Genomic DNA, 17,837 nt, shown 5'->3' with positions numbered 1-17,837 from the left:
TGTTACCGGCTGGGCCAGTAACGCTGCATTTCCATGAACAGGAAGGAGGCGCTCCAGGTGATCAACACCAGGCCGGTCAGGCCCTCGATTCCGGTCAGGAAACGTAGAGGGCCCAAGGCCTCGATGTCGCCATAGCCGAGGGTAGTGAAGGTGGTGAAGGAAAAGTACACGCAGTCGAGCAGCGTGCCGCTGAAATTGCCAATCAATTCACCCCAGCCCGGAGCGTGATGCATGTAGTAGAAACCGACGGCAAACAGCCAGACTTCCATGGAGTGGGCGGCCAGGCAGCCCAATACGGCAACAATCAGGCGAAAATGATGGCTCTGGCGCATGTTGGACAGCAATCCGCTCAAGTGAACCAGCACGGCATTGTGGAGCACGACAACCAGGCAAACGATCGCCACGTTCATGAATGTCACCAGGAACAGGTTGACGTGGGATTCCATGACCAGGGCTACTCCAACATGCGAAAAAAATGACGCACCCCCTCGTTCGGGGGGGATCTGAACACGCCTCCAGATTGTATAGTAGATTCAATACCTTTGCGTGTCGCCCCGCGACCAACCTGACAGGCTAATCACTGATGCTTAAACGTCTTTTGCCGCTGATCATTCTCGCCATCGGTGTTGCCGGTTTTGTCTTCCTGAAAGCGACCCGGCCGGAGCCGGCCGAAGTGAGTGCCTCCGAGCGCAGCTGGCAGGTGGATGTGCAGACTGTGCAGCCGGGTACCCACACGCCGATATTGCCCTTGTATGGCGAAATTGTGGCACCGGAGCAGGTAGACATTACCGCGACCCTGGCCGGCCGTGTTGCGGAGCGACCCGTGGCCGAGGGCCAGGACGTCCTGGAAGGGGACCTGCTGCTGGCCTTGTCCGATGCTGATATTACTCCGGTGCTGGCCCAGGCGCAGGCCCAGGTGGCGGACCTCGAAGCCCAGATTCGCTCCGAACAGGTGCGTTTCCGTAATGATCGCAGGGCCCTGGAAAGCGAACAGGCGATTCTCGAGAATGCCCGCCGGCAGTTTGAGCGCATACAGTCGCTGGTGACGCGCAACCTGGCTTCCCGGGAGAACCTGGAAGCGGCCACCGATGGCCTGGCCCGTGCGGAGCTGACCGTCAGCACCCGGAAGCGGGCGATTGACGAGCATCCGGCAAGACTGCAGAGCCTGGAGGCCAAGCTCGAACAGGCGCGGGCCAATCTGGATTCGGTACAACGGGATGCCGAGCGTGCGAGGGTGGTTGCTCCCTTCGATGGCGTGGTCACCGGTATCCAGGTGGCCGCTGGCGATCAGATCTCCCGCAATGAGCGGCTGTTATCGATCTACCCGACGGAGGGCCTGGAGTTGCGGGCGCGGGTACCGGAAGTATTCCGGGCGGAGCTGCTTGAGGCTCTGGCGAGGGGTGACCGGCTGGTGGCGACTGCCGGGACCGGCCATCGGTTCCGGCTGGTCCGGTTTGCCGGCCTGGCGGACCCGGCCGGAACCGAGGCCATCCTGGAGCTGATGGGTGAGCCTGGCGGGTTGAGGCCGGGTGGCTTGCTGCCGGTGACTCTGCAACGGCCACCCAGACCGGATACGGTGGCGGTGCCTTTCAGCGCGCTCTATGGTGCGGGCAGCGTCTACCTGATGGACGATGACGGCCGGATGCAACGGGTGGAGGTACAACGGATTGGCGAAGCCCGCAGCAGCAATGGCGAGCGCCAGCTGCTGATTGCCGGTGACGGCCTGGTATCGGGAAGCCGGCTGATCACCACCCATTTGCCCAATGCCATTACCGGCCTGAAAGTGACCGTGGCTGAGCCGGCCGGGGAGTCGGGGCAATGAAGCGCAGGAAAGGGCTGATCGGCTTTTTTGTCCACCACCGGGTGGCGGGCAACCTGGTCATGCTGGTGATGCTGCTTGGTGGCGCCCTGGCGCTCACCCGGATGAATATCCAGTTTTTCCCCACCTTCGCCCTGGACGTGGTCAGTGTGCGGGTGGTCTGGAGCGGTGCATCGGCGGAGGATGTGGAGCGGGGCATTACCGATCCCCTGGAGCAACGTCTGCGCAGCGTGGACGGCCTGAAAAAAATGACCTCCACCTCGGCCCAGAGCGTGTCGTCGATCACTCTCGAATTCCACGAGGGCACCAATCCCATCCAGGCATTGGATGACGTGCGCCAGCAGGTGGATGAATTCAATAACTTCCCAGCCGATGCCGAGGAGCCCCAGGTTACCCGGGTGGAACGCTACGAACCCGTGGCCCGCCTGCTGGTGTATGGCGCTATGGATCGCAGTGAATTGCGCCAGCTGGTGTACCGCTACGAGGACGAGTTGCTGGAGCGGGGCATCGACCGGGTCAACATCCGCGGCCTCCCGGAACAGCAGATCAGCATTGACGTGCCGGTGGAGCGCCTGGAATCACTGAACCTGTCCCTGGATCAGATTGCCGACCGGGTTGCCGCCATCTCACGGGATCTGCCTGCCGGTTTGCTGGCACAGCAGGACGCCACCCGGGAACTGCGTTCCGTGGAGCAGCGGCGCAGCCCCCAGGCCTTCGAAACCATACCGGTGCTCAGCGGCGACCGGATCCAGCTGAGACTGGGGGACATCGCCATCATCCGCCAGGAGTCCAGGGATAACCAGACAACGCTCGAGAACGAGGGCATGCCGGCGGTGGAACTCCAGCTCCAGCGTGCGGAGAACGGTAACTCCCTGGCGGCGGCGAACGTGCTGGAAGGCTGGCTGGCGGATACCCGACCGGTCCTGCCGCCCTCGGTGAAGATCGAGGTCTACGATGAAACCTGGCAGCTGCTGGACGACCGCATCTCACTGCTGGTGAAAAACGGTCTCGGTGGCCTGGTGCTGGTGATTTGCCTGCTGTACCTGTTTCTCCCGGGGCGCGTGGCTTTCTGGGTGGCGGTGGGCATTCCCACGGCGTTTCTGGCAGCGCTGGCGGTGCTCTGGCTGGCCGGTGGCTCTATCAATATGATCTCCCTGTTTGCCCTGATCATGGCCCTGGGGGTCATCGTCGACGATGCCATCGTGGTGGGGGAGGATGCGGACGCCCATGCCCGCATGGGCGAGCCGTCGATCTATGCCTCTGAAGGCGCCGCCAAGCGCATGGTGTGGCCGGTTCTGGCCTCATCCCTGACCACGGTGGCCGCCTTCATGCCGCTGCTGGTGGTGGGCGGCGTGATCGGCAATATCCTCGGGGATATTCCGATGGTTATGATCTGTGTGCTGGTGGCCTCGCTGGTGGAGTGTTTTATCGTCTTGCCGGCACACCTGCGCCATGCCTTTATCCCGCGCCGAACAAAAACCAACTCTGCCGAAGTGGAGACCGAAAAGCGCAACCCTGTGGCGCGCCTGCGCACGGGCTTCGAGCAGCGATTCGATGCCTTTCGCGACGGCCGCTTCCGCCGCTTTTCCCGTCTCAGCCTCAGGTACCGGGGCGTGACCGTCGCCAGCGCCCTGGCCCTGGCCATTGTCACCGTGGGTCTGCTGGCGGGTGGCCGGCTCGGGTTCAACTTCTTCCCGACCCCCGAACCCTCGGTGTTCTATGCCAATGCCAGTTTTGTGGCCGGCACTGACGAGCAAACCGTCGATCAATTCATGGAACAGATGCAGCAGGCGCTGAACGACACCGAGCAGGCTTTCGGCGGCGATCTGATCCTGCACGCGGTGACCACCCAGGGCGCGACTCAGGGGGCGGAAGGTACCTCCCGCAACGGAGATGAGCTCGGTTCCATGCTGGTGGAACTGGTGCCGTCGGATCAGCGCTCGGTGCGCAACCCGGCGTTCATTGAGGCCTGGCGCAGCCGGCTTTCTCTGCCCGCGGGTATCGACAACCTGACCATTTCCGAACGCCAGGCTGGTCCGCCGGGACGTGATGTGAATGTGCGTCTGACCGGCAATGATGCCGAGGGGCTCAAGCGGGCGGCCGACGAACTGGCCCAGGCTCTGGCCACCCTGCCCGGGGTACTCGATGTGGAAGACGACATGCCCTGGGGCCGGGAGCAGCTGATCTACCAGGTCAGCCCCTACGGCGAGGCTCTGGGCCTGACCACCGCCGACCTGGGCCGGCAGCTGCGGGCGGCCTTTGACGGTCGCATCGCCCAGATTTACCAGGACGGGCGGGATGAAGTGGAGGTGCGGGTCCAGTTGCCGCGGAACCAGCGGGAACGGTTGTCGACCCTGGCACGCATGACCATCCGGATTCCCGATGGCCGTTTCGTGCCGTTGTCCCAGGTGATGAATCTGGATCATCGCCTGGGCTTCCAGGCCCTGCGCCACGCCGACGGCAAGCTGGCGGTGGAAGTTACCTCCGCCCTGAACACGCGGGTGGCCACCACCGACCAGATTCTGGACAGCCTGCAGGCCGAGGCACTTCCGGATATTGCCAAGCGCTATGGGGTACGCTACAGCTTCGAGGGGCGTGCCGCGGATCAGCGGGAAACCATGGCGGACATGAAAACCGGCCTGATGATTGGCCTGGCCCTGATGTACGTGGTGCTGGCCTGGGTGTTTGCCTCCTGGAGCCTGCCGTTGATCGTCATGGCGATCATCCCCTTCGCACTGGTCGGTGCCCTGCTGGGCCACTGGATCATGGGGCTGCAGCTGACCATCCTGTCCCTGTTCGGGCTGTTTGGCCTGTCCGGAATCGTGGTCAACAACGCCATCATCCTGGTGGCCTTCTACAACCAGCAGCGGCAGAAGGGCCTGGAGATCCAGGAGGCCCTGAACGAGGCGGCGGTGCAGCGGGTGCGGGCGGTGTTGCTGACCTCCCTGACCACCATTGGCGGGCTGCTGCCGCTGCTGTTCGAGACCTCGCTCCAGGCCCAGTTCCTGATTCCCATGGCCACCTCCATTGCCTTTGGCCTGGGGCTTTCGACACTGTTGGTCCTGCTGGTGATCCCGGCGCTGCTGTCATGGCTGGAGCAGTTCCGTGAGTGGCGGGCCCGGCGTCATGGTGAGCATGCCGAACCCCTCGGGGCCCAATCATGACTTTGCAGGAGAGAGCATGAACCAGCCGGTTCTGGAAGCCAGGGAGCTGACCAAGACCTTTGCCAGCGGTGCTGAGCACATTGCCGTGTTTTCCGGGCTGTCCGTATCTCTGGAAGGGGGGCAGTCCCTGGCACTGATGGGCCGCTCGGGCTCTGGAAAGAGTACCTTGCTGAGTCTGTTCTGTGGTCTGGAACGCCCCGACAACGGTGTGATTACCCTGCTGGGCGAGCGCTTTGATTACCGGGAGGCGGGAGCCGCAGGGCAGCAGGAAAAGCGCTGGGCGAGGCTACGGCGGCGCCGGATCGGGGTGATGTTCCAGGAAGCGAACCTGATGCCGGCATTGTCGGTGCTGGATAACGTCCGGCTTCGGGCCCGACTGGCAGAGCAACCTCTGGAGCATTGCCAGATTTGGCTCGAGCGCCTGGGCATCGGTGAGCTGGCCGAGCGCTATCCCGACCAGGTTTCCGGAGGCCAGCGCCAGCGCGCGGCACTGGCCATGGTGTTCGCCATGAACCCTGACCTGATCCTGGCAGATGAGCCCACGGGCAGTCTGGACCGCCGGACGGCCGAGGAGGTCACCGCAGAGCTGTTCCGGTTGCAGGCGGAAACCGGCGTCGCACTGATCCTGGCCACCCACGATCCGGAGCTGGCCGACCAGTGCCAGATTACCCTCGACCTGGCGCACGGGGCCCGGACCGGACCAGCGCCATGACCCTCTTTGCCGCCCTGTTCAGCCATTACCGCCGCCACCCCCTGCAGCTGGTAGCCCTCGCGCTGATGATCCTGGTGGCGACCACACTCTGGTCGGGAGTGCGACAGCTCACCGAGCGGGCGCGCACCAGCCTGGACCAGAGCGAACAGGTGATTGCCGGGCGGCAGCAGGCGGTGCGGGTGGACGGTGCCGGGCTGACCGTCAACGATTTTGTGACCCTGCGCCGTGACGGTCTCTGCGTAATGCCCTGGCTGGAAGTGCCCCGGCAAGGCGATGTGGGCCTGGTCATTGGCATTGATCCCCTTGCGGCGGCCTGTTTCGGAGTTGAGGGCGGTGCCCTTGGCAATTCCCAGATCCGGCTTGAGGGCAAACCCTTTGTCGACATCCGTGACGCGGTCCGGCTTGCCGGGGAGTTACCGGCCGCCGAACGACCGCCCTCCCTGGCGCTGATTGCCTCAGCAGATGTGACAGCCGGCGCCCTGCCTGTCGGGTACCGGCTTGCAGCCTTCAGCAGGGGCCCGGATACCGGCGAGCTGGGCGAGAGTTTCCTGCTCAATCTGGATGCCCTGGGCATCCTGGTACTGCTGATCACCGCCTTGCTGCTGCGCTCGGTCTATCGCCTGGGCATCGTCCAGCGCCGGGACAGCTTCGCCCTGCTGCATCGGTTCGGGGTACCTCCGGCCCGGATTGATCGCCGGCTGGTTTTGGAACTTCTGGTTCTGTCCGCGCTTTGTATCCTTCCGGGCCTTTGGCTTGGCAGCTGGCTGGCGGGCCTGCTCGGTCAGGGCTTCGGGCGCTCCCTTGAGGGTCTGTTCGACGCCCCTCTTTACGCGACACCCGGACAGTGGCTGGCGCCGGCGTTCACCATGATGGCAGTGGTGCTGATGGCCTGTCTGGCCGATTTCCTGGTGCCTGTTGTCCGGCGTGTTGTCCTCAGCCGGGGTAAGGGCAAGCTGCCCGGCGCAATTCTGATCACCGGTCTGGTGCTGGCGCTGCTGAGCCCGTCCCTGATCTGGGTGTTCATCGCCGTCGCCATCGTCTTTGCCGGTGCCGGCCTGCTCACCCCGGCCCTGATCAACCGACTTGCCGAACGCGCCGCCGGTGCCAGCGCGGACCCGCTCAGTCGGTGGCGTTACCGCGAGCTGGCGGTCATGGCTCGGCAGTTGGCGCTGCCGGTTGTCGCGCTGCAGTTCACCCTCGCCATGGTGCTGGCGATCCAGGCCCTGGTCACCACCTTTGAAGACACCTTTGATCGGTGGCTCGGGCAGCGCCTGGAGGCGGAGTTGTATGTTCCGGTGCCCGAAGGGCGGTCGGGAGATGCCGCTGCCCGGTGGCTCTCGTCGCAGCGTGAACTGCAAACGAGTGGCGCCTGGCACCGGGTGATCCGTGGCCGTGGCAGCGTGTCTGTCTCCGGCAGTGGCCCGGTGCAGGTGGACCTGTTTGCCTTGTCACCGGTTTCCTCCCTGGTGGCCGGTTGGGATCTGCTCGCTTCTGACGAGGATCCCTGGGCTTCCCTGACCCGCAACGAAGCTGTGCTGGTGAACGAGCAGCTGGCGCGACGGCTGGAACTTGGCGTTGGCGACCGCATCGGACTTGAGGTGGCCGGCGAACAGATGAACCTGCCGATTGCCGGGGTTTACGCTGATTACGGCCGGCCTGCCGGCGAGATATTAATCAGCGGCACCTTGCTTCCGGAGCAGTTCCAGCCAGCATTCGAGAGTTTTTCCATCACTCCCGGAGCCCTGCCCCGAGCTGAGCTGATCAGGGGTCTCGAAGCGGCGTGGCAGGTTTCCGATATTACCGTTCGCGACAACGAGGAAATCCGTTCCCTGGCGACAGGGGTGTTCGACCAGACCTTCCTGCTGACCCGAGCCATGACGGTCCTCACCCTGGCCCTGGCCGCCCTGGCGTTGCTGATCATGGGCTGGGTATTCTTCACCGGCCGTAACTGGTATTTCCGGCTGCTGGCCACCTGGGGCCTGTCCCGTCGGGAGGTGGCGGCGCAGCTGACCCGCCTGTCCGTCGGGCTGACCGGCAGCGTGGCGTTGCTTGCACTGCCGCTCGGCATCTGGCTCACTTGGGTACTGGTGCATCGGATCAACCCCCTGGCCTTTGGCTGGTCGCTGCCGATGGCGGTCTACCCGGGGTTCTGGGCGGAGCTGATCGGGCTCAGTCTGCTGATCGGCCTCGGCATCGCGCTGCTCATGGGGCGTCAGTTACGAGCAGGAACGGCCTTGCCGGTATCGGCCAACAGCCTCACAGGAGGTGAGCGATGAGACGGACGATGCTGGTCCTGCTGCCGATGGTGCTGGCGGGCTGCTCGCAGGAACCGGAACAGGCGGGTTTTGCCGGTCTGGCCGAACGTGCGGGTGAGCGCGGACAACTGTCCTACCTACAGCCCGGACCGGGCACCGGTCTGGTGTTCCCGGAGGACCTGGGTTCCCATCCACGTCACCGCATCGAGTGGTGGTATCTGACCGCAAACCTGGAAACCGAATCCGGCGAGCCGCTGGGGCTGCAATGGACTCAGTTCCGGCAGGCACTGGTGCCGAGGGAACCGGGATCGAAACCCGCGCCTGAAACCTGGCCCCTGGAAGCGGCCTGGATGGCCCATGCCGCCGTGAGCTGGCAGGGCAAGCACGTCTTTGCCGAGCGCCTGGCCCGGGGCGATGTGGGTAACGCGGGGGCCGAGGCCCGGCCCTTTTCGGTGTGGCTGGATCATTGGCAATTGGAGGCCGTCGAGGATGATCGCTGGCGGCTTCAGGTGCAGGCCGAAAACTTCGGTTACGACCTGACTCTGACTATTAACGATCAGCCGGTAGCCCACGGCATCAAGGGTTTCAGCGCCAAATCCGACAGCGGTCAGGGTTCGATGTATTTCAGCTACGTGGATATCGCCATCAGCGGCACCGTCAGATTTCAGGATCAGTCGCGGGAAGTGGAGGGCCGGGGCTGGTTCGATCGGGAGTGGAGCAGCCAGTTTCTCAAGACCGGCCAGCAGGGCTGGGACTGGTTTGCCCTGCACCTGGATTCGGGGGACAAGCTCATGGCCTTCCGGTTGCGGGAGGAAGATAATCCGTTCGTCTCGGGTACCTGGATTCCGGCATCCGGCCAGGTCCAGCCTCTGGATTCGCGGCAACTGATCTTGTCAGTCATCGAGCAACGTGACGGCGTACCGGTGCGGTGGCGGATTGAAGTGCCAGAGCAGGGTGTGAGCCTCGAACTGTCCGCTCCTCCAGGGGACTATATGAATCAGGGGCTCTACCCGTATTGGGAGAGCCCCGTCGATGTCTCCGGCAGTCATGCCGGAGAGGGTTACATGGAACTCACCGGGTACCGGTGATGGCTCAGTCCAGGGACGTGGCGCCGATCTTGTGGATGCTCACGTCCGCGCCGTTGAACTCTTCTTCCTCGCTCAGGCGCAGGCCGGACACTGCCTTGACGATGCCGTAGACGATCAGGCCGCCACCGAAGGCGACAATCACACCCGTCAGGGTGCCGACGAGCTGGGACATCAGGCTGACGCCGCCGAGACCGCCCAGGGCCTGCTGCCCGAAGATGCCGCAGGCAATGGCGCCCCAGACACCACAGACACCGTGCAGCGGCCAGACACCCAGAACGTCATCCAGGCGCTCGATTTTGTCCTGTGCCCACTCGAACAGGTACACAAAGATGGCGCCGGCGACACCGCCGGTAATCAGGGCGCCGACCGGATGCATCAGGTCGGAACCGGCGCACACGGCGACCAGGCCGGCCAGCGGGCCGTTGTGGATAAAGCCCGGGTCCTTCTTGCCCAGCACCATGGCCACCAGGATGCCGCCCACCATGGCCATCAGGCTGTTGACCGCCACCAGGCCGCTGATGCCATCAAGAGTCTGGGCGGACATGACGTTGAAGCCGAACCAGCCCACGGTGAGAATCCAGGCGCCCAGGGCAAGGAACGGGATGTTCGAGGGTGCAATGGCGACGACCCGGCCGTTGCGATAGCGCCCTTTTCGGGCACCGAGCAGCAGGATGGCGGCGAGGGCCACCCAACCGCCGACGGCATGCACCACCACGGAGCCCGCGAAGTCGTGGAAGGATGCACCAAACTGGCTCTCGAGCCAGGCCTGGAAGCCATAGTTGCCGTTCCAGATCAGCCCCTCGAAGAACGGATAGACCAGGGCCACGATCAGGCCGGAGCCGATCAGCATCGGATAGAATTTGGCGCGCTCGGCAATACCGCCGGAAATGATGGCGGGAATGGCGGCAGCGAAGGTCATGAGAAAGAAGAATTTGACCAGTTCATAGCCATTGCCGGCGGTCAACTCGCTGGCCCCGGTCATGAAGTGGCTGCCGTAGGCGATGTAGTAACCGACAAAGAAGTAGAGCACGGCTGAAACACCGAAGTCGGTCATGATCTTTACCAGGGCATTGACCTGGTTCTTGTGCCGGACAGTGCCGACTTCCAGGAAGGCGAAGCCGGCGTGCATGGCCAGCACCATGATGGCACCGATAAGGATGAACAGCGTGTTGGCGCTCTCCGTCAGGGTATGTACTGCACTCGTGATGTCCACGGGTTGATGCTCCTGATGTTGTATTTCCGGTCTCTGCGGACCGCTTTTGCATTGGCAGGGTGCACCTCAAGCAAGAGGTGTTCCAAAACAATGCAAATCAAGAGCAGGGCTGGGTTTGAGCAAACGTGAGCGTTGGTTCCCCCGGGAGATTACGGAAAAATCGCACTAAACAGGTGCATTTCCCGGGGGTGTGCACCTATCTGGTGACATCTGCCCCTGGTGCCGACGGTGCTTTCTGGTGTTCCTTCCAGGCGGCGTAGCGGTGCAGATCGGACTCCACCAGCTTCAGGCACAGGGCGACCACACCGGCATCGTCCAGGAAGCCGAAGGCGAGGATGATGTCGGGAATGAAATCCAGAGGGTTGAGGACATAGAGCAGGGCCCCGGCGACCGCGGCAATGGTTTTCCAGGGTACCGAGCGATAGTTGCCGTACCAGTAGTCCCGGATCATCGAGAACATCAGTTTGATGTCTGCACTGAAGCGTTCGAGTCTACCGCTGCCTTTGACCTTCTCTTCAATCGCCCGTTGCCGGTCCAGCAGGGTTTCCAGATCCTGCCGGTGGACTTTCGATGCCTCGGCATCCAACTGTTGGCGGGCCTTCTTTTCGCTGAACAATGCCATTCCTGTTCCTTGACCAGTTGAGCGTTCGGAAATTATCCCACAAATATCCGCTTGGCCAAGGATGCTCCGCGCCAGCCCCGGATGGCCAGGGTTGTGATGAGCCCGCCGATCATCGCGCCTACCACGCCGCAGGTGAGAATGTCCTGGCCGGTCAGGTAGAGCCCCGGGATCGGGGTTTTCGGCCTGAGCCAGTCCTGTTCGAACCGTTCAGGGTTGTGGTCCAGCCCGTAGAGCTCACCCCGGCCATAGCGGGAGAACCAGGCCGTGGACAGCGGTGTGGAGGTCTCCACATAGTCCACCTTGTCGCGCAGCTGTGGCAGTTTCTGGTACATGATTTCCAGCAGCTGGTCGGTGATTTTTGCTTTCAGGGCCTCGTAATCCTCGCCCCGCTTGCCCCAGATGGTGTCCTGCCAGGGCTCGAACATGTCCCAGGTGGTCGGCGCCACAATCTCGATGGTGGACGTGCCCGGCCAGCGGTTCTGGTAATCCGGATCCTTGGCGGCAGGGAAGGAGATATAGACCACAGGGTACTCGCTGTGGTCCGGGTCCTCCAGAAACCGTTCCACGTTGTCGTCGTGATCGGCACTCGGGTAGATCCAGTAGTTGGTCCGGGGCAGCCCCAGTTCTTCCGGCGTGCCTTTCAGGCCGATATACAGGCCGATGTGCGGCATGGACGGCGTGATGTGCTCGCGCTTGCGCCCGTAGCCGGCAATCTTGCGACCTTCTTCCGGCAGCAGTTTCTCGAAGGTATTGATGATGCCCGCGTTGCTGATGACCCGGGGTGCCCGGATCTCCTTGCCATCGGCCATGCGCACCCCGATCGCGCGGCCCTTCTCCAGCAGGATGTCGGTGACATCGGCGTAGGTGAAGACCTCGCCGCCGGAGGCCTGGATCACCGGAATGATGGTTTTGGCAATCTCGGAGGCACCGCCAACCGGGTAGAAACCGCCATAGAGATAATGCTTGGCAATCAGGGCATGGACCATGAAGCTGGAGTGGCCCGGTGTAACGCCGCAGTCGCCCCACTGCCCAGTGATGGCGCCGATCAGTTCCTCGTTGTTGGTGAGTTCGGTGAGGACTTCGCGGGTGGTGCGGTTGAAACAGTCGGGCAGGGCGACGTTGAGTCCCTTATCGATCAACGGGGCGAGGATGCCGGGCGTCAGCTTGGACAGGGTGTACCATTGCATGCCGTCGGAAACCTTACCCAGCAGCCGGATGTAGCCGTCAATCGCCTCCCGCTCGTCCGGAAAGGCTTCCAGCAGGGACTGGCGCAGCCCTTCCTTGCCGGCACGCAGGTTGACTACCTTGTCGCCCAGGTAGAAACGGTCGTAGACCTCGTCCATGGGCGCCCACTGCAGCTTGCCATCGGTGATGTAATCGAACAGGCGGCGGCCGAGGGTGTGGGGCGAGCCCATGTCACCGATGTAGTGCACGCCAACGTCCCATTCATAGCCGTTGCGGGCGTAACTGTGGGTGTAACCGCCGGCAGTGTAGTGCTGCTCCAGCACCAGGACTTTCTGGCCGGCCTTGGACAGGCAGGCAGCGGTGGTAAGACCGCCGATGCCGGAGCCAATAACGATGGCGTCGTAGGAGCCTTCGAGCCGGTTGGCCCGGTAGCGCCGGCCGATGCGGATGGTGCTGGGTCTGAGTTTGTCTGACGACGGACTGGTTACCACCACGCTTTCCCCCACATTTCCGGATTTGCCCAGTTGTCGGGATTGTTCCAGGCCCGTTTGTGGTTGTAGGTGTCCAGGTTGTAGGTGTACAGCGTGCGCCGGCCCTGATCTGTTTCGATCTCGGCGTGGCGTCGGAAGCCGAGGCCGATGAAATCGGTAAAGGCCCAGCCGGGTGTCTCTCCCACCAGCACCGCAATCTGGTGGGTGCCATAGTTGCGCAATTGACCGAGCAGAAGCGCCCCTTCGTCGAAGGGCAGGTGCTCCAGGGTATCGGTCACCAGCGCGAGGTCTTTGACCGAATCCGGCGGCAGTTCCGCGTTGGGATCTGTCGTGTCCAGGAGTTGCAAATGGGTATCCGGCTTCTGGTCGCACCAAAGCCTGGCCACCTGCAGGGCGGTGGTGCCACAGCAAAGCAGACTGCCGGGCTGTGCGGTGTCCAGGATACGGGCCAGGATCTCGGCGGCATTCGGTTCAGGGTTCGTCATGACAGGGGCCAGTCAGCTGCATCAACGGTATGGAGTCCCACGGGTTGTTCGGCATGGCCACCCCAGCGATCGATGAAAGTGCCGCAAGGGTCGTACTGGTTTGCCTGTTTTTCCAGGTTGAACTGGCGCAAGCCCCGGGGATCGGCGCCAACACCGGCCAGATACTGCCAGTTGCCGTAGTTACTGCCTACATCATAGTCGATAAGTTGCTCCTGGAACCATGCCGCGCCGTAACGCCAGTCCAGTCCCAGTTCGTTTACGAAACAACTGGCCACCAGTTGCCGGGCCCGGTTACTGATATAGCCGGTTTCCCGCAACTGGTTCATGGCGGCGTTGACGATCGGGTACTCGGTGTTGCCCTCGCACCAGGCCTTGAAACGGTGGCCGTAGAAGGTTGCGGGCCGCCGCTTGCGTTGCACGCCATCCCGGCGAAACAGGTTGGCGCCGTGCTTCAGCGCATACCAAAAGAAATACTCCCGCCACAGCAGCTCGAACCAGAGCCAGTAGGTGGACTCGTTGCTGGTTTCACGACGTTCGTACTCGGCGATGCTCTCGGCCACTTCCCGCACCGACAGGCAGCCATTGGCCAACCAGGGCGACAGCTTGGAGGAGGCGTCCCAGCTGTCCAGGGCATTGCGGGTCTCCTTGTAACGGGCAATGCCGTGATTGATGAACAGGAACTCCCGGAGCCGGTTGAGGCCGGCGTCCTCGCCTCCGGTGAACTGCAGCGGGTGCACCGGTTCCGGAATGGGCGGGCATTCACCCCGGTTGTCCTCGGGAAAACCGGGGGCCGGCGGTAACGCAGTCAGGGTGCGGATGCGCATCTGCTCGCTGTACCGGTGCCCGGTTTTCTCCACCTGTTTGCGGAACTGGGAGAAGGTGTCAGGCAGCTCTGCCAGGGGCACAGGCAACGCCCCTTCGGTGAACAGGGACAGCGTCTCGAATTGCTGGAACACGGTACCAGGCAGCGCCGACTTCAGGGCCTGCCACTGTGCCGCTTCCTCGGTGCCCGGCAGGCGCGAGCGCACCACCCGGCCAATGCCATGGACGTGGACCAGTTCGGGAATGACCTGTTCCGGAGGGCCGAAGGCAATGTGCAGACGCTGCCCCATGGGCCTGAGGCTTCGTTCCAGGGCCATCAGGCTCTGCCACAGGAAACGCCAGCGGTGACTGCCCATGGCCTTGCTCTGGAGATCGCCGGTGGCAAACCAGCGCGGATCCACCACGTAGACACATAGCAGCATGTCCGAGCGGGCGGCGGCCAGCAGGGCGGTGTTGTCGTGCAGGCGTAGGTCCCGCGTAAACCAATAGAGGGTTTTCAAAACCAAGAGGCCTTTTCTGAATCAACAACTCGTTTGTAGCTGTATACGTCAATTGAAGCCGGAGGGATTTCTGGTACGAGTATGGGGGGGACAGTTGAGTCAGTCGCCCCCCATATAAATGGACATCAGATGGTCATCGCCTCGGATGTCGTTTTGGGTGCCTGCAAATTTGCGCTTCCCCCCTGCAAAGATATAGACACTATCGGCGACGGGTAAGGCTTCACGGATATTCTGCTCTACCATGATGACCCCAACCCCACGATCCTTCAAACTGACAACTCGCTCCATGGTTTCGTGAACCAGCGCTGGAGAAAGTCCAGCCGAGGGCTCGTCGAGCATTACGAATGCAGGTTCAGTTACCAGTGCTCGCGCGATGGCGACCATCATTTGTTCACCACCCGAGAGAGAGCCTGCTGGCGTATTCCGGCGGCGCTTCAGGTTTGGGTAATCGGCAATCAAAGACTCAATCCGTTCTTCAACAAGGTGTTCGTTATTCAGCGCATAGCCCCCCATCCTGAGGTTTTCCATGACAGTGAATCGCGGAAACACTCCCCCGCCCTGAGGCATCATAACTATGCCTTTCCGAACCACGCTGTGGACCGGTAACCCGGTGAGCTCGGTGCCGTCCAGAGTGATCCGTCCGGACCACACGGGTAGAAGCCCTGCTATCGCTTTTATAACTGTCGATTTCCCACTGCCATTGGGTCCGAAAATACAGGTTATATTCCCTGGTTGGGCAAAAACTGAGATGTCATGCACGATCTCCTGTTTGCCATAACCGGTAACCAGATTATCGACTCTCAGCTCGTTGCTCATGCGCGCCCCAAATACGCTTGTTGGACGTTGATGTCGTTGGCGATCGTTTGGAAATCACCTTCTGCCACGATTCTTCCCTGATCCATCACTATTAGCCGATCGCAGATTTCCTTTACCATTTCCATATCATGTTCAATCACCAGAAACGTGATGCCGGTTTCGCGCAATTGCTGTATTGCTCCCAGAATTATCTTTCGAATGTTGGGGTGTACGCCTGCGGTGACCTCGTCAAGCAGAATTACCTTCGGGTTGCGCATGCAGACCCTGCCGAATTCCACTAATTTCTGCTGACCGCCGGAAAGCTCTGAGGCCAGATTGTCAACTACATGGCTAATCTCCAGCATTTCCACTGTACGTGTCATCCTGTCCTGCGCACCTTGCCAGTCTCCTTCGACGGCAGCCGCGAGCATGTTGTCTCTGACAGTCATATTGATAAACAGGGATGGAATCTGAAAGGTTCGACTTATGCCGGCGCGGGCGATTTTCCAGGTCGGCCAGCCAGTGACGTCGACCCCGCTTAGCCGTATGCTTCCGGAATCGGGTTTTTGCCCACCCGCAGCAAGGCTGAAAAGCGTTGACTTGCCGCTGCCATTGGGGCCTATGACCCCGACCACTTCGCCTGCACCTGCCGACAGTGAGACGCCATCGACTGCGGTAATTCCACCAAAATGCTTGGCAACGGAGTCGATTGTCAGGGGACACTGCTCGGATGACTCGGCTTTCTTGGAAGCAGGTAACATCGGAATTTCTCTCCTAAAGCTTGCCAAGTATGCTGGAAATGAGTTCCTTGCCGCGCTGCCGACCAATCAGGAGGCTGATCAGCCCGTTTGGAAGGAACAGAACGACAAGCGCGATGATGACGCCGAGTATGGGTAGATAAATGACAGTATCACCAAAGGTTGACCAGATATAACGGTTAGTTATCCAAAGCAGCACCGCTCCCAGAGCCGGGCCCCATACGGTTCCAAGACCACCAAGAAGAACCATAACCACCATCTGGTCAGTAATCTGAGGTCCCATCACGGAGTGTGGATCAATATAGGTTGTCCAGTATGCGTAAATGCAACCAAACAGCGCAGTAATGGCTGCTGAAATAGCAAAAGCCTGAACTTTGACCAGATTTGTCCTGATTCCAAGCGATTCGGCTGCGGGTTCGTCATCCCGCAATGCTTTGATTCTGAATCCGAAACGTGAATGCTCGATTAACATCCAGGTACCAGCAAAGCTGACCGCCGCCGCAATCAGCATGATGTAGTAGAAGAAGAACTCATTGAGGTATGCAGGCAAGGAAAGGCCCGCAGTGCCTCCGGTAAAGTCCAGCACCGTGACCAGCTGTAAGAGCATTTCGGCAAATGCCCAGGTAGCAATGGCAAAATAGGCCCCCCGGAGTCGCATGGTTGGACCCCCAATAGCCACGGCAACCGCCATTGACAGAGTGATTGCCGGAATCAGGGTGACAAAGAAAGAGGCGCCAAAATCAGACTGCATCAGGATGGCTGTAGTGTAGGCACCGATGCCAAAGAATGCCGAGTGCCCGAAGCTGATATAGCCGGCGTAACCACCCACAATATTCCAGGCACAGGCTAGACCTGCCCACATGAGTGCGCCGGTTGCAATCCGCAGAGTGTAAGGGTCTATAAAGGCTGGCAACACTGCAAGAGCGACTCCTATCGCACTGATTAGCAGTGCTCCGACGATAAATTTCCGATTCTGAAAAGGTTTAGATGCCACGTCCCAGAACTCCTTTGGGTGCAACCAGAAGGGCGAGATAGAGGGTTCCGAAAACAATCAGTAGGGAATATCGAGCGCCAATGTAGGTGGCGACGTAAGCTTCAAGCAGACCGAGAGCAAGGCCGGCAACCAGAACGCCCCCCACCGATCCGAGTCCTGCCAGTACCGCAACGAAGAATGCAAATAGGGTATAGCGAATGCCAACAGTTGGATTTACGGAATAGATTGTAGCGATCAGTACTCCCGCGGATGCTGTCAGACCGGTATATATCCCATACACCCAGGCAGAAATCCGCTTCACATCTACACCCATCAAGCCCGCGTGGTCACGATTTTGCGCCAAAGCGCGCACGGCCATGCCAAAACGACTTCGATAGAGCAGGATAAACAGCCCCAGACTGAACAACATCGCCATAATGAAGGCGGATAAACGCAACAGGGGAATGGTGACAGGGCCGAGGCTCAGGAAATGGCCTGACAAGACTGACTCCACACTTCGGCTGTTGTAGGACCAGAGCCAAAGTGCGCCCCCACGCATGAACAAAAAGATGCCAAAGGTAAAGGCCAAGGCCATCAGGTCTGGTCTGGCGTAGCGACTCGTCCTGACACGATATATCAGAGGGCCTAATCCCCGACCAATCAGCAGAAAGAGTGCAAAAACCAGGAAAATACTGATGAAAGGGTCGATGCCTGCCAGTGATACCAGCCAATAGGCCGTATATCCACCGAGCATCGTCCAGCCACCGACGGCGAAATCGATAACATGTAGCACACCAAAGGTCAGCTGAAAGCCGATTGTTAGGCAAATCAGGATGCCGCCGATGAGGATGCCATTTATCAGGGTCTGCAGGAAAAGGTCCAACTCGTACTCCTTATCCATGCTGTGCTGCTGTCGCTAACAACCCTCTCGCAGGAGGGTGTTAGCGACAGTACC

At 61.1% G+C, this 17,837-nt stretch carries 15 protein-coding genes; 5 read left to right on the top strand and 10 right to left on the bottom strand.

The genetic code is table 11. The features are described from left to right. Positions 1 to 2: 2 nt before the first annotated feature. Positions 3 to 446: a potassium channel family protein gene (locus ACQUTG_RS11495; protein ID WP_428919528.1), complete on the bottom strand. Its 444-nt coding sequence runs from the start codon at positions 444 to 446 to the stop codon at positions 3 to 5. 137 nt (positions 447 to 583) lie between these two features. Between ACQUTG_RS11495 and ACQUTG_RS11490 the strand changes: the two genes are divergently transcribed. Genes ACQUTG_RS11490 through ACQUTG_RS11470 form a run of 5 tightly spaced genes read left to right on the top strand, consistent with a single transcriptional unit; the run spans position 584 to position 9,038 of the window. Further along, the gene (locus ACQUTG_RS11490; protein WP_428919527.1) at positions 584 to 1,822 is read left to right on the top strand and encodes an efflux RND transporter periplasmic adaptor subunit; all 1,239 of its coding nucleotides are present in this window, start codon (positions 584 to 586) and stop codon (positions 1,820 to 1,822) included. Then, positions 1,819 to 4,983 (top strand): efflux RND transporter permease subunit, encoded by a 3,165-nt coding sequence (locus ACQUTG_RS11485; protein WP_428919526.1) that lies wholly within the window; start codon positions 1,819 to 1,821, stop codon positions 4,981 to 4,983. Before ACQUTG_RS11490 ends, ACQUTG_RS11485 begins: the two co-directional genes overlap by 4 nt. Before the next feature lie 16 nt (positions 4,984 to 4,999). Beyond that, a complete protein-coding gene (locus ACQUTG_RS11480) occupies positions 5,000 to 5,695 on the top strand; it encodes an ABC transporter ATP-binding protein (RefSeq protein WP_428919525.1) in 696 nt (231 codons plus the stop codon). After that, positions 5,692 to 7,971: an FtsX-like permease family protein gene (locus tag ACQUTG_RS11475; RefSeq protein ID WP_428919524.1), complete on the top strand. Its 2,280-nt coding sequence runs from the start codon at positions 5,692 to 5,694 to the stop codon at positions 7,969 to 7,971. Before ACQUTG_RS11480 ends, ACQUTG_RS11475 begins: the two co-directional genes overlap by 4 nt. After that, positions 7,968 to 9,038, top strand: a complete 1,071-nt coding sequence (locus tag ACQUTG_RS11470) for a lipocalin-like domain-containing protein (RefSeq protein WP_428919523.1) — start codon at positions 7,968 to 7,970, stop codon at positions 9,036 to 9,038. The genes ACQUTG_RS11475 and ACQUTG_RS11470 overlap by 4 nt, the downstream gene beginning before the upstream one ends. Positions 9,039 to 9,042: 4 nt before the next feature. On the opposite strand, the gene ACQUTG_RS11465 is transcribed toward ACQUTG_RS11470, so the two are convergent. From ACQUTG_RS11465 to ACQUTG_RS11425, 9 genes are all read right to left on the bottom strand, one after another. Then, positions 9,043 to 10,251: an ammonium transporter gene (locus ACQUTG_RS11465; RefSeq protein ID WP_428919522.1), complete on the bottom strand. Its 1,209-nt coding sequence runs from the start codon at positions 10,249 to 10,251 to the stop codon at positions 9,043 to 9,045. A 196-nt stretch (positions 10,252 to 10,447) separates the two neighbouring features. Next, positions 10,448 to 10,873 (bottom strand): YkvA family protein, encoded by a 426-nt coding sequence (locus ACQUTG_RS11460; RefSeq protein ID WP_428919521.1) that lies wholly within the window; start codon positions 10,871 to 10,873, stop codon positions 10,448 to 10,450. 32 nt (positions 10,874 to 10,905) lie between these two features. Beyond that, positions 10,906 to 12,549 carry a phytoene desaturase family protein gene (locus ACQUTG_RS11455; protein ID WP_428919847.1) on the bottom strand — a complete coding sequence of 548 codons (1,644 nt, stop codon included), beginning with the start codon at positions 12,547 to 12,549 and terminating at the stop codon, positions 10,906 to 10,908. After that, on the bottom strand, positions 12,543 to 13,034 hold the full coding sequence (locus tag ACQUTG_RS11450) for a DUF6231 family protein (protein WP_428919520.1): 492 nt from the start codon (positions 13,032 to 13,034) through the stop codon (positions 12,543 to 12,545). Before ACQUTG_RS11450 ends, ACQUTG_RS11455 begins: the two co-directional genes overlap by 7 nt. After that, positions 13,031 to 14,356, bottom strand: coding sequence for a DASH family cryptochrome (locus ACQUTG_RS11445; protein WP_428919519.1), 1,326 nt, complete (start codon positions 14,354 to 14,356; stop codon positions 13,031 to 13,033). Before ACQUTG_RS11445 ends, ACQUTG_RS11450 begins: the two co-directional genes overlap by 4 nt. A 99-nt stretch (positions 14,357 to 14,455) precedes the next feature. Continuing rightward, entirely contained in the window at positions 14,456 to 15,172 is a 717-nt protein-coding gene (locus ACQUTG_RS11440) for an ABC transporter ATP-binding protein (protein WP_428919518.1), read from the bottom strand. Next, positions 15,169 to 15,912 carry an ABC transporter ATP-binding protein gene (locus tag ACQUTG_RS11435; protein WP_428919517.1) on the bottom strand — a complete coding sequence of 248 codons (744 nt, stop codon included), beginning with the start codon at positions 15,910 to 15,912 and terminating at the stop codon, positions 15,169 to 15,171. The genes ACQUTG_RS11440 and ACQUTG_RS11435 overlap by 4 nt, the downstream gene beginning before the upstream one ends. Before the next feature lie 13 nt (positions 15,913 to 15,925). Further along, positions 15,926 to 16,903: a branched-chain amino acid ABC transporter permease gene (locus tag ACQUTG_RS11430; protein WP_428919516.1), complete on the bottom strand. Its 978-nt coding sequence runs from the start codon at positions 16,901 to 16,903 to the stop codon at positions 15,926 to 15,928. After that, positions 16,893 to 17,783, bottom strand: coding sequence for a branched-chain amino acid ABC transporter permease (locus ACQUTG_RS11425; protein WP_428919515.1), 891 nt, complete (start codon positions 17,781 to 17,783; stop codon positions 16,893 to 16,895). The genes ACQUTG_RS11430 and ACQUTG_RS11425 overlap by 11 nt, the downstream gene beginning before the upstream one ends. Positions 17,784 to 17,837 lie beyond the last annotated feature (54 nt).

Origin of the sequence: Marinobacter sp. DUT-1 (assembly GCF_050379415.1) — a bacterium.
Classification (GTDB): domain Bacteria; phylum Pseudomonadota; class Gammaproteobacteria; order Pseudomonadales; family Oleiphilaceae; genus Marinobacter.
The sequence above is the reverse complement of the archived record's forward strand: the minus strand, read 5'-3'. Positions and strand labels throughout refer to the sequence as shown.